At 66.2% G+C, this 12442-nt stretch carries 9 protein-coding genes; 4 read left to right on the top strand and 5 right to left on the bottom strand.

Going from position 1 to position 12442, the window contains the following annotated elements; genetic code table 11:
• Window positions 1–113: 113 nt before the first annotated feature.
• Entirely contained in the window at window positions 114–854 is a 741-nt protein-coding gene (locus FHX75_RS06400) for a hypothetical protein (RefSeq protein WP_154937100.1), read from the top strand.
• A gap of 94 nt (window positions 855–948) precedes the next feature.
• On the opposite strand, the gene FHX75_RS06395 is transcribed toward FHX75_RS06400, so the two are convergent.
• From FHX75_RS06395 to FHX75_RS06375, 5 genes are all read right to left on the bottom strand, one after another.
• Window positions 949–2721 (bottom strand): caspase family protein, encoded by a 1773-nt coding sequence (locus FHX75_RS06395; protein WP_154937099.1) that lies wholly within the window; start codon window positions 2719–2721, stop codon window positions 949–951.
• Entirely contained in the window at window positions 2702–3139 is a 438-nt protein-coding gene (locus FHX75_RS06390) for an effector-associated constant component EACC1 (protein ID WP_154937098.1), read from the bottom strand. The genes FHX75_RS06395 and FHX75_RS06390 overlap by 20 nt, the downstream gene beginning before the upstream one ends.
• A gap of 22 nt (window positions 3140–3161) precedes the next feature.
• Entirely contained in the window at window positions 3162–3470 is a 309-nt protein-coding gene (locus FHX75_RS06385; protein WP_170285297.1) for a DoxX family protein, read from the bottom strand.
• 516 nt (window positions 3471–3986) lie between these two features.
• Window positions 3987–4406, bottom strand: coding sequence for a type II toxin-antitoxin system PemK/MazF family toxin (locus tag FHX75_RS06380; protein ID WP_154937096.1), 420 nt, complete (start codon window positions 4404–4406; stop codon window positions 3987–3989).
• Window positions 4407–5314: 908 nt separating this feature from the next.
• Window positions 5315–5875: an SMI1/KNR4 family protein gene (locus FHX75_RS06375; protein ID WP_154937095.1), complete on the bottom strand. Its 561-nt coding sequence runs from the start codon at window positions 5873–5875 to the stop codon at window positions 5315–5317.
• Window positions 5876–6097: 222 nt separating this feature from the next.
• Between FHX75_RS06375 and FHX75_RS06370 the strand changes: the two genes are divergently transcribed.
• From FHX75_RS06370 to FHX75_RS06360, 3 genes are all read left to right on the top strand, one after another.
• Window positions 6098–7123, top strand: a complete 1026-nt coding sequence (locus FHX75_RS06370; RefSeq protein ID WP_154937094.1) for a hypothetical protein — start codon at window positions 6098–6100, stop codon at window positions 7121–7123.
• Window positions 7124–8199: 1076 nt separating this feature from the next.
• Window positions 8200–10911 (top strand): DUF3696 domain-containing protein, encoded by a 2712-nt coding sequence (locus FHX75_RS06365; protein WP_154937093.1) that lies wholly within the window; start codon window positions 8200–8202, stop codon window positions 10909–10911.
• Window positions 10911–11960: a hypothetical protein gene (locus tag FHX75_RS06360; RefSeq protein WP_154937092.1), complete on the top strand. Its 1050-nt coding sequence runs from the start codon at window positions 10911–10913 to the stop codon at window positions 11958–11960. Before FHX75_RS06365 ends, FHX75_RS06360 begins: the two co-directional genes overlap by 1 nt.
• Window positions 11961–12442 lie beyond the last annotated feature (482 nt).

Raw genomic sequence — 12442 nt, 5'->3', positions numbered from 1 at the left:
GACCGAGGGTCCCCGACTGGGGACGATCAAAAGGTGACGGGGGTGCTGGGACTGATGCCTGAGCCTGAACGACGAGGCAAGCAGCTGGGAGTTCATCATCGAGAGGTGGGCACGTGAAGCGCACAGGTAGGACGTTCATCGCGGCTGTGGCGGCGATGTTGTCGACCGCGGTAGGACTTGTCGCCACGCCGAGCGCGGCGCATGCAGAGGTGACCTGCACGTACTACCCCTACAAATGCGGGAAGGTGATCAACAATTCCGGCCGGACCATCCAGATTCGCTGGTACATCGACAACGTCGGATGGCACCAGGAATCGCTGGCCACCGGACATTTTCAAGGGGGATACGACGGCGATCCGAACACCAACGACATCGACGTCGATCAAGTGCAGGTCCCATCGGGCTGTGTGGCGAACGTCAGCGTCAGCAACAGCAACCTGAAGGTTTTCCCGATGGGCTGGGACAAGCTGAAAAGTGATCAAACTGTCACGGTGAACGGGTTCAGCTGTGGTGACGGGCGCGTCTACGCCTGGAACGAGCCCTGGAACGACTCCCTCGACCCGCCCACCAAGGCGTGCTCCTGGTTCGACGACGACCTCGACTGGGGGAACGACTGCGGCGTGTACGGTTTCCGGAACCTGGCCGGATCGGTCCAGAACAACAGTTCCCAGGGCAACAGTGTCAACTTCTACTTCCATGGCGGCTTCACCGGAGCCTGGGGATGCCTGGGCCCCGGCAGCGTCTGGCGCGACCTCAGGGCGAACCGCTTCAACCTCGGTCTCGGTCTCGACGGCTACAACAAGGCCATGTACCACGAGATCGCGTCGTCCAAGTGGGTCCGCGCCTGCGGGTAGGTGATGGACGGAGCCGGGCGGAAGCCTGGCTCCGTCATGCTTCCGACCGACCAGGTGAAGTTCGAGGTGAGCGCCCCGATCAGCGAGGTCCGGCTCAGGCACGCCGTTTCGACGGCGCGCGCTTGCACGGACACCAGCGCAGTCCGCACCAGCAGATGCCGACCGGGATGCGCAGGCTCTCGACATACCTGTAGTGGATGTGAAAGTTGTGCCGCTCCGGAGACAGGGCCAACGCGTGCGCCGTGGCGAGCGACGCCCGTTCCTTCTCGTCTGTGCAGCCACGCAGCGCCTTGGTGTGCCCGCGGGCCGTCTTCCGATGCCGAGGCTGCGCGAACGCCCGGTCGAGCGCGCGTAGCGCACCGCCCAGCGTGGTCCGGCTCGCGTAGATTCGATTGAGGCGCTCGCACGCCGGGTCGGGCAGCGTGTTGTACGGTGCGCGCTCCGGCTCGTCAGGGCCGTGCGGGAAGCCGTCCGCGATCTTGTGCACGTTGAGCAGGACGTCGCGCAGCGCAGCTTCCACCGTGGCTTCGCCGCCACCGAAGCGGACGGCGGTGCGGTCCGGTGGCCGCTCGGTCAGTGTGACCAGATGCGCCTGGTCGTACGGGTAGGCGACCGACGATCCCTCGTCTGCTATCCGCACACCCCAGTCGGTGAGCACCATGGTGGGAGTGCCGGATCGGGCGGCGTACCAAATGATCTCTTCGTTGGGAGGCATGTCGAACGACCTCCGCACGTTTCTCGACTCCCGGTGGGGTGCCGAGCGCGGCAGCCGCCGCAGCTGGGCGAAATTCTCCTGCCGGACGGCGTCGAGCAGGCTCTCCGGCGGCGGCGGGGAAACCGGCGGCAGGCGCTCGATCACCTCGGCCTGTAACGCCTGCACAGCCCGGCGCACGGCTGACGGCGAGTAGCCGCGCAGCATCAGGGTGAACCGCGGCTGTGCGGGCAGGTCGCCAGGCTCCAGGACCCGGGCGCCCGACTCCGCATCCGCCAAGGTCGCCTCGACGTCGGTCAGCCATTTGTCGACCTGGTCACAGGCATACCCGCGCAGGACGGGAGGCCCCAGCATCCGACCGGCCATGCGGACCGCGGACCGAGCCGACCCGGGCGGCTGTGCCTCAGGCTCCGCGATCACTCCCGGGTTGGGTGCGATCACGCACGCCGCGATCGTGTTGCTGTGCAGCTGCTGAGGCTCCTGGGTACTGCCCTGTCTGCGCAGCCGCCGACGGATCTCGTCGTAGACGGCCGGCAACGTCAGCACTTCCGACCGGGTAGGCGCACCGTGACGCAGCACATCGACGAGTTCCGCCGTGAACGCAGTGTTCCGCCCGTTGTGAGAGGTGGCGAGCGACGCTTGAGTCCAGCGCGACGAGGTGATGACGTAAATGCCCTCGATCTCGGTTTGCTGGGACAGGTCGGCGGGCGACATGGCCGGATCGGTCGCACGGCCGCTGAAGCAGGCGTCGAGGATCATCACCTGCTTCACGGATCCGGTGCTGTGCCGGCGCAGCACGCGGCCGACGTCCCGGTAACGGGTCGAGGTCAGCTCGGGGACAGCGGCTTGGGAGCCCTTGCTCGCCAGAAAGAGTTCGTCGTCACCGCGCAGGCCGTGCCCGGCAAAGTAGATCAGCAGCAGGTCCTCCGCCTGCTCGGCTGCATGCAGTAGCGCCTCGACGAACTTCTCCGGGTCAGGCTGGTGGAGCCGGCGGCACCGCTGCGGGCGGAACCCTGCGATGGCGGGATCGGTCAGTACCGCGAAGAGGTCATTGAGGTTGTTCTCCACGGCGGGCAGTGGCTCCAGGTGGTCGTATTCGCTCGTGCCGACGAGCAGCGCGTACGAGCGCCCGGGATCAAACGTGGCGCTCGGCATCGGCCGCGAGCTCCTTGGCTGCGAGTTCCATGCCCGCCCGCAGCAGCCGTTCGCCGTCGGCGGCCGTGGCCGTCTTCGCGTCGAAGGTCACGGTACGGGCCTCCAGGCTGATCTTCATGCTGACCTCGGTGCTGCCCTCTCGTGCGCGCTGAACCAAGTAGGCGGTGAGCGTCTGGGCCAGCGCCCCGATCATCGGTGCCACCGAGGTGACGACCATCACGACCTCGCCCGCGCTCATAGTGCCGGGCGGTGGCGGCGAGATCCGCCGGCTCAGGTATCCGCGAAGCGAGGGCTGGTCACGCAGCCAGTCCCAGAGCAGGTCAGCCTCGGACGGCTCGCCGTCAACGACTACCGAAGCATCCATGATCGACGGTTCCTTCCGCGCGAGATCGAGGACCGCAAAAACCCTAGTGGACATGCGCGGGCACCATCCGTCGGTGTCACCTTGCCGACACCCGGAGTGAGCAGTGTGTGGTGAGGGCGGCGAGGATGGCGGAGGCGGGCCATTGCTTGAGTCCGTCGCCGACGCGTAGGTGTTTGATGACTGCGCCGGTCATGAACCGGGTGAGTCCGAATCCGGCGGCGATCCCGAGCGGAGTGACGCCGAGGCCGAGCAGTAGGCCGGGGCCGCCGGCAGCTTCTACGAGGCCGATCAACTGGTATGTGCGCAGAGAGTGGCCGGTGCGCCGGGCTATGGCGGCGACCTGCGTGGAGCGGCCGAGGTGAAAGAGGCCGACGGCGGTGAACAAGGCGCTGGTTGAGCGATCACAACCCTCGAGGAGCAGATCGCCACCCGTTCGGAGCTGTTCCGCCGAGAGAATGCCGACGAATCACACGGGAAGCCCTCCGAGCAGGGCCTTCAGCTCGGTGAGCTCCTCGGCAGATCCGAAGGTGTCAGCCTTGGCGACCCCGGTTGCTAACCGTGCGGCGTCCGTTCAAGCCGATGAGCGGGCACTTGACCATGACCCGCAGCCAGCTGCGGTCCGACTTCCCCGACCGTACGCCGTGGGCCGTCACGGCGATCGAAGGGCTGCGCGGCCCCTGGCGGGCCGCCCTGATGCGCGGACGAGCTGGTGCGCCTCGAGGCGATCGTGATCGGCGGCTTCGCCGCGTCGATCCCAATCAGCTGTCCTTGCTGGCCGGGCCTGACCTGGCCTGGTCAGCCCCCCCGCGGCGGTACTACCCACCCGGCTCGGCGGTCGATCAGCCGCGCGCCGCGCGATGCTGGCCGCCGGGGCGCACTCGCCCGGTGAGTTGGGCCGTCGTCACTCGGCGTCGGACAGCTCCATTGCGACGTCGAGCTCGCGCAGCTTTGCCGGAGAGAGGACCCCGATCCGCTCGATCAGGTATTCCCCGCTGAGGGACAGCATCCAGGTGCAGAAAGTCTTCCCATCAATGGGGAGCGCCACTCGCACAACACCGTCCTCGGCGAGACCCTCCTGCGCCCCGAAGAAAACTTCGATGCCGATCGCCCGCACGTCCGGTCCAGCTGCCTCGACGACGCGGCGCCGCTCGTCGGCGTCGACCGCCTGCTCACCGGACATCAGCAGGAGCCCCTGCTTCTCGACCGGCGTGGCCGGGGCGACGATCTGCACCGCCCGGAACTCCGGCCCCGCACCATCCGACAGCAGCACGACGGGCCGCTCGTCATCGAGCTGTGCCCACCAGAGCTCGCCGCGTTCCATGCGCCGACGCTATCGCGCGAACGGGCTCCGTGAGACCGCAGCCGAGGTAGCGGGCGACGGTTCGTCCGACTGACGAGCGGGCTGTGGGAGCGGACCGGGAGCGAGTGAGTCTATCGGTCGCTGGCCGGGCGTCGACGCCAGCCAGGTCGGCTCGGGTAAGTGGCCACGATCTCTGACGAACGACCTGTAAGACGGCCCGTCTCAGCCTGGCTGCAGCAACCTGGTCACGGGCCCGGGATCGGGGGAGCAGGTTGGGAGCAACAGGGTGCACTGAACGGTCCCCAACCGCACCGCACGGCACCCGCCTGCACGCAACTGCACCCACCCCTGCCTGCGGCTTCGCGTTTTCGGAGGTCAGAGTTGGTGCAGCGTCCTGCTTCACACGGAGTGCTCCGCGGTTTTGTAGAGCGGTCGACCGGTCTCTATGCGACCTGGTAGGGGAGTATGCGCAGGTCACGACGGTAAGGAGCTGCTGGGCGGCCTGGCCTTGCAAGTGGGAGCAGATTGGGTGCAGGTTGGCGAAGTGGTCACCGCGCCCGAAGTGCTCACCGGCACTGGACAGAGCCGAGGCTTTGACCTGCGGTGATGTGGGCGAGCGGTCCGGTGTGACCTCCCAGAGAAGGCCGAAGTGGTCAGGGTTCGCTGCTCCCCGCCTGGTCGGTGCCGGCTGTCGACCTGAGGTTTGTCGGCGCTGATCACGAGGACCACGCTGCACCGATGTATGACTCTGGGTGCCGTCGTGGTGGCGTCGGTATGGATCCCGTGAGCTGAGATCCGAATCCCACCGGCAAACCTCTGAGCCGGGCTTCCTGAACGGTGACCACTTCAGGGCGCCCGAATACGTCCGGTGTACTTGGCGCCTGTGCCTCTGGGTCACCCGTTCGAAAGACCGGTGATTGGGCCAATGATCACATGGCTGCCCTGTCTTTGGCGTAGGGCCACGGGGGCATGTCGTCGAGGTCTTCGCCGGCTTCGGCTTTGATCCACCAGCCGGTGTTGTTGATGTAGTGGTCGAGCCACTCGGTAAGGCTGGGTGAGTCGGTCCACCAAGCGAGGTCAGGATCGCCGGGGTTAGGTTCGAACAGCAGCACGGTTCCTTCGTCGCTGCGGCAGTCGACACACGCGTACATGCCGCAGCCCCAGGTAAGGATCGGCAGGACGCCTTCTGGCCACGCCCACTCGGTGTCGGCGTGGTTGGTGCGGGCCTCGGTGTAGCAGTCGACTGCTTGCTCGGGTGTCGGCCCGTCGATCAGGCTGAGGAGTTGGTAGTCGGGGCCGAAGCCGCCGTTGGCGACATCCCGGTAGATCACCGCCAGCAGCGGGTGCAGCGGAAAGCCCAGGCGCTGTTCGGCTGCGGCGATCCTGGCTGGAGACAGCGGTGCGGGCAGGCCGGCCGGAAGCTGTAGCGCAGCCGCGTCCTCACTGGCGCGCTGGGTGAGGCGGGCCAGCAGCTGCGAGTAGGTCGTCACGGTGGCAGATCATGCCGCAGCGGTCCGACAGATCCTCGCAGGGTGCTGTCAGATCACCCTGGCAGGCCTTGGTCACGATCGTGACCAGCGATGCGGCGCCTGTCAGCCGCGTCAGGCCCTGACGGGTGAAAGACCGTCCCGGTTCGCCTATCCACCGCCGTAGGCGGTGTGAAGAACCGGAAGGGGAGGCCGGAGCCTCGCGGCTCCGTAGACTGCCGCGCCATGGGAGAGATCGTCACGCTCGGCGAAGTCCGGTGCCCGTCCGGCCAACTGATCATCGTCGACGGGGGAATGTTGGGCATGTGGTCAGGAAGCAGGCCTCCGAACGAGCTCGACCCACGCGGTCTGGGAATCACGGATCCGGACTTGCTGGCTGACGTTGCCGGGGCAGCGGACTACACGGTGGTCGGACCGGACGCGGAGCCAGCAGGGGCAACATTCCCGGTTCGGCCCGGAAGGTATCACTACGACATTCCCGCCTCGCGCGGCGAAAGTTGGGTAGAACGGTTCGGCAGTCACTGCTGGGAACATGGGTTGACGGCTGCGTGGGAGCGCTCCGAGCTGCAAGTGCCGCACCGTGAGCGGGCCCGCCGGTGCGCAGTCGAACGCCAGCCGGGGTTCAGAGTCTTCGGGATGCCCGCGGTGGCGGTGGACGGTCTTCCCGACAGCGCTGTCCTCGTGGAAGCGGAACGCTCTGACGGGCCGTGGGACGGCTGGTCACAGATGATTGTCCGGGTCCGCGACGCGCCCGTCGCCTCCACGGTCGACGTGGGCGCGGTCGGTGTTGACGCGGCCCGACTCGCCTTCGCCGACGCGGACGCCCTTGAGCTGTGGCGCCACGAGGAGCCGTTGGACGGCCTCGCCGACGTAGCGTTCTGGGGACTCGACGCGCCGGCGGCGGCCCAGGAATTCACCGGCGACCGACTGACCACACTGGGTGATGAGGGCAGCTACGGCTGGACAGACCTGCCGATCCGTTCGGCCCTGCGGCGGGCAATGACGGTGGAGGCCTGGCGCGACGCCGAGCCCGGCCGGAAGCTGGCGGTGGACTTCCGGCCACACTCCCACCACTGGCAGGTGATGCGCCAGGTACGGGCCAGCGACACGGAGAGCGGCACCCTGCCTCTCGGCGACGCGCAGATCCTGTACGCCATGACCAGCTGGGGCGATGGGATCTTCCCGGTCCAGGTCGACCGCGACGCTGACGGGCTCCTGCTCGCGGTCCGGGTTACCCTCGCCGAGAGCTGAACCGCGACGGCCAACAGCGCCGGGAGCGGATCGGGAGCAACCGAGCCTACCGGTCGCTGACCGAGCGTCGGCGCCAGCCAGGACGGCTCCGGCCAGCGCCCAGGGTCTCTGACGAACGACCTGCAGGACGGCGTGACGCGGCCTGGGGGCAGCAGCCCGGTCGCAAGCCCGTGGTTGGGGGAGCAGGTTGGGAGCAACAGGGTGCACTGAACGGCCCTGAACCGCACGGAACGGCAGCTGAGCGCACCCAACTGCACCCACCCCTGCCTGCGGCTTCGCGTTTTTGCAGGTCAGAGTCGGTGCAGCGTCCTGCTTCACACGGAGTGCTCAGCCGAATTGAGCAGCAGTCGACGGCACTCTATGTTGCCTGGAAGGGGGTATCCGCAGGTCAGGGCGGTAAGGGACCGCTGGGTGGCCTGGCCTTGCAGGTGGGTGCAGATTGGGTGCAGCACGGCGAAGTGGTCACCGCGCCCGAAGTGCTCAACGGAGCCAGGCAGGGCACAGCGTTCTGAGCTGCGGTGATGTGGGCGGACGGGTCGGTGTGACCTCCCAGAGGAGACCGAAGTGGTCAGGCTTCACTGCTACTCGCCTGGCTGGTGCCGGCTGTCGTCCTGGGGCCGCTGACGCCACTCAAGAAGATCTTGCCGCATCGACGTATGGCTCTGGGCGCTCCCGCGCTGGCGCCGGCATGGATCCCGACAAATGAGACTCGAATCTCACCAGCAACGCTCTGGACAGGGCTTCCTGCGCGGTGAGCTCTTCGGCGAACCCGAAGGCATCACATGTGGATGCCGGCTGCGGCGTGGCACCTTTGCGGCGTCGCTGTTCGCGTCGCGCGCCTGGGCCGTCTGCCGCGCAGCCATTGAGAGCCGTTCTAATCAGGGGAGTTTGTGACTCAGTGCGGGACAAGACCACCTACCGGGTCTTCGGGTGGTCTGGTCCCGGTCTCTTATCGTCAGGTGTGGCGCCGCTGAGCCGGTCGGCGAGGTACGCGCTGTGCTCGCTACGAAGGTCATCGGACGTATGCTGCCCGGATGAGGTTCACTTACAGCTCCCGGTTGTGATGGGACCGTACGGTGATTGATGGGGCAGAGCCACGGCGGCAAAGTGCCGAGGCCGTACTTAGCTGGCGGCTGCTGGAAGCGGTCCGGGGCATCGGCATCGAACGCGGCGCTGACCTGGTCTTGGAAGTCCTGTTCGTTCGATGGACAACGGCGGCGATGCGGCATCCTGCCAGAGGCGCGTGGTCTGAGCTGGCACTGGCTAGCCCGGAGCGGAAGGCCGAGCTGCTGCCGCGGCTGTTTCCGTTCGACGACACCGACGGGTGGCGGGTGGACCGGTCCGACTCGTTCTGCCTTGCCCTCGAAGAGTTGGTCAAGATCGTCGATCGGCTGGACGCCGCAGACCTCGATGGACTTCGCCGAACCGTGGCCGTGACCTTCGATGCGGTCCTCAACGCGCTGGAGGAACGAGGTGGCCACAGCAAAGCTGAGTTCGCCGAATTCACTACGCCGAGGTCCGTTGCCGAACTGCTCGCGGCACTGACGGTAGAGGCCGGCGACGACGTCCACGATCCAGCGTGCGGGTCGGGCAACATCCTGCTGGCGGCACACGCCAGCGCACCTGATGTCCGTGTAACCGGCAACGACGCGAACGCCCGCGCGGCGTTGAGAGCCCGGATGCGCCTCTACATCCATGACGTCTACCAGTGGGTCAACGTCGGGGACGCCTTCGAGGAGTTCGAACCCAGCAGCGCGGATGTGGTCCTTGCGCAGCCACCATGGGGCCTGCGCAAAGAGTACGACAGCAAGCGGCTGTTCGCTCGGTACCTCCAGGGAACCGAGACGGCCTCTCGCTCAGCCGTCACGCAACCAGGCGATCTGGCTTGGCTCGCTCTCGCCCTCGGCACCTTGAAAAGGGGTGGTCGGGCCGCGGTGGTCCTGACGCCCAACAGCGTCTTCCCGCCGCATACGGCGAGCCAAGAAGAACTTCTCGCCCGTGACGCCGTTGAGGCCATCATCTCGCTGCCTGGAGGGCTGTTCCGGCACACCGTCGTCCCCACGGTCATTTGGCTGCTGCGCAACGCCGCCACGAAGAAATGCCGGAACAAGGTGTTGTTCATCGATGCGGAGAGCACGATCGAGGCCACGGGCAAGGGGGAACTTGAGCTTCCGCCCCAGGCGATCGGAAAACTGGCCAGCCTTGTCCGTCGCTACCGGCAGACGGGCACTGTCGATGCTGATGGCTTCTTGGCACGCATCGTTCCGACGATTGACATCGACTGTCGTCAGGGGCTTCATCCTCGCCGGTTCCTCGACGACCCGCCTCCGGAAGCGGTCACTCACCCCGCGCCTGAGCGCACCATGCTCACCCAAATCCAGATCGCCAACTTCAAGGCGTTCGGGCCGAATGGGACCATCGACCTCGCACCACTGACCCTCCTGTACGGCGCAAACTCCGCCGGCAAGTCCAGCGTCATCCAGGCGATGTTGCTGCTCAAGCAGTCCATGGCACGTGACGGCCTCGTCACCCAAGGCCCGCTCGCCAATGCAGGAGGATTCCCGGCGGTGGTACACCAGCACGCTGCCGCCTGGGTTAGCTTGGGCCTGACCTATGGCGTGCTGCCCTCTTGGCTACCTCCTGAAGGGACGGTGGACCCGACCCTTTTGCGTACGGTCGCCTGGAGTTTCGCGACCGATACGCTGGCTTCGGGTGCTCTAAACACGACCAGGTTCGCTTTTGGCTCTCATGTATTGCAGTTTGATGCGGACGACAACCTTTTGCGTACCGATCTCGAGCACGCAGCGGAACTTTTTCGTGACATTGGCTTGGGCGCTCTGATCTACCCATTCAGCGAGGACCGTGCACGTGGTGACGTAGCCAAATGGCAGCGTAACCAGGAGAACAACGCCCGGCGTGCGCTACGGGCTCTCCGAACCGGAGGCTCCGATCTTCCACTTCGGCGCCATGGGCTTCTGCCCGGTCCGGAACCGCTCCTGTCACGATCCCTACAAGTGATGCCCGGTTTTCAGGACCACAACCTCGCCACCGCGTACGCCGGCAGGGTGGCCCGGATCGCCTCGGGGATCTCCTCAGAGGTCCAGCAACTGCTGGAAAGCCTGGTCTGGCTTGGACCGCTTCGTTCCGCGCCGAGACGCGTCTACGACCGCACGTCGACCGGCTCGGATCCCGGCGACGGGATGCATACCGCGATGTTCCTCTTCGACCACCTCAGCGCGGTCGAGCAGGTGAACGAGTGGATGGCTCGCCTCGAGGTGCCGTACTCGATGGAGGTGGTGCCGCTGAACAGCGGATACGCGGCAAATCTTGTGGGAGACCTCGTCACCATCGTACTGACCGACCAACGCTCCGGTGTTCGGGTTACCCCCGCCGACGTCGGTTTCGGCATCAGCCAGATTCTTCCGATCGTGGTGGAGCTACTGTCACGGCGGGAGTCGATTATCATGATTGAGCAGCCGGAGACCCATCTGCATCCCCGACTGCAGTCCCGGGTTGCCGACCTCTTCATCGAGACGGCACAGGCGGGCGGCCGCGGGAACCAGCTCATCATTGAGACCCACAGCGAGCACATCGTGCTGCGCCTGCAGCGGCGTATCCGTGAGGGGGTACTCGATGCAAGCGACGTGGCGGTCATCTACATCGACCAGGACGACCGGGGCCGCGCCGTCGTGCACCGGCTCCGGCTCGACTCCGAGGGAAACTTCGTGGACGAGTGGCCGCACGGATTTTTCGACGAGCGGCTCGATGACATGTTCGGAGCGTTCTAATGCACGCCCGCGTCGCTATCGCCTCGAACGCTCTGGACACCGCCGACCTGCCTCCCGCGGCAGCAGTGACCCTCCACCGCCTTCTACTCGATCGATTGCGGGCTTACGGGCGGCTTGCCTTCGCTAGCGATCCTGATGTCTCCGACCTGCTCTACGCGATCCGGAACGGTCCGGGGCTTCCTCCGGATGCTCGAAAACTGTGGAGTGAGGTGCTTGTGTCGTTTTACAAGCATAAGCGCATTTCCGTACAAAAGCCCAACACCACCCCGCTGGCCAATATCAAAGACATCGACGATCTTCGGGCACGGTGGAAGAGTGCCGCTGACGTCGCTGTTGTGGCCTCCGCATCCTGCTCGAAGCTTGGCGTGCCCGCGGACAAGGGTCTCCTGGCGATCCCCGGCCTAAGCCCCGATGTGGCCACCACGTACGGCGCCGCGTTCAGCCCAGCGATCGAGAGGTTTCGGAACCTTGCCGACGACGGATTCCTTCCTCACGGCAGCTCACGGAGCAGGTTCCAAACAGATGTGCTCGAGCCACTCGCCGCCGGGGCGCGCACGGCGACGATCGTCGACCGCTACTACTTCGCACGCCTTTGGCGAGCGACCACTGACCGCACCAGCAACGCGTCCGGGCACGTGGCTTGGATGCTCAGGCTTCTCGATGGAGTCATGGCCCCCGGCGCCGAGGTCCACATCATCGCTGACCGCTTCCTCCAAGCGCCATCGGTAGACGTCGACAACACCGCCGCGGCCCTGCTCGCAGCCTGGAGCCCCTCGCGCCCTGGCCGAATCTGCAAAGTGTCATTGAGCCTCACCAGAGGAACGTCTGCCCATCCATTCCCGCACGATCGACACATCAGGTTCAGCACCGGCGCCGCCATTCTACTCCCGTCGGGCTTCGACCGGTTCGAGCAACCGAACGTGACCGATGTCAACGGTGTCAACTGGGGCTATTGCTGGAAATCGGAGAAACTGGTTGCGCTGCAAGCGACGGAACAGCGAGCGGCAGCCCTGCCGCACAGCCGCGCCAAGGTCATCGAGCGGCCATGACTTTGAGCGGCGCCGAGAAAACCTTCAGGCCGGCGATTAGGCGTTCCGCCCAGACGACATCACTCTATGTCGCCTGGTAATGGACATCCTGATTGGGGGCATTCAGGTCTCGGGATGGCTCAGGACGGCGGTTGTCTCGACGGGCGTAGCGTAGCGCCGAGGAGCGCCAGCGCTGCGGGCCACCCGTCGACGAGGTGAGACCCATGATCAGCGTGTCGGAGCATCACGCTGCACGACTTATTGCCGATCGCGATGCGCCACGACCGCACGCAGGCGTTCTTGCGGCTGCTCGGCCGTGACGGCGAACGGTGGGGCCCTCATCCAGTACCTGCACACCTACCAGGGCGCGGAGCAGCCATCGATGAACGCCCGGTGGTCAGGTTGGGGGGTTGGCTGACAGAGGCCCTCCGGGAGCGGGTTGGAAGCTGCCGGATACGGTGACGCGGAGGCAGCGACCGCATGGCAGCTGATGGCTCGACACC

Source organism: Micromonospora palomenae, from assembly GCF_007829925.1.
Classification (GTDB): Bacteria; Actinomycetota; Actinomycetes; order Mycobacteriales; family Micromonosporaceae; genus Micromonospora; species Micromonospora purpureochromogenes.
This window is presented reverse-complemented; position numbering and strand designations above follow the sequence as displayed.

What these genes read in the sequence shown, in the direction of transcription:
- FHX75_RS06395 (WP_154937099.1), bottom strand. Translation starts at nt 2,721, where the DNA reads ATGCCGAGCGCCACGTTTGATCCCGGGCGCTCGTACGCGCTGCTCGTC.
- FHX75_RS06390 (WP_154937098.1), bottom strand. Translation starts at nt 3,139, where the DNA reads ATGTCCACTAGGGTTTTTGCGGTCCTCGATCTCGCGCGGAAGGAACCG.
- FHX75_RS06360 (WP_154937092.1), top strand. Translation starts at nt 10,911, where the DNA reads ATGCACGCCCGCGTCGCTATCGCCTCGAACGCTCTGGACACCGCCGAC.
- FHX75_RS06370 (WP_154937094.1), top strand. Translation starts at nt 6,098, where the DNA reads ATGGGAGAGATCGTCACGCTCGGCGAAGTCCGGTGCCCGTCCGGCCAA.
- FHX75_RS06380 (WP_154937096.1), bottom strand. Translation starts at nt 4,406, where the DNA reads ATGGAACGCGGCGAGCTCTGGTGGGCACAGCTCGATGACGAGCGGCCC.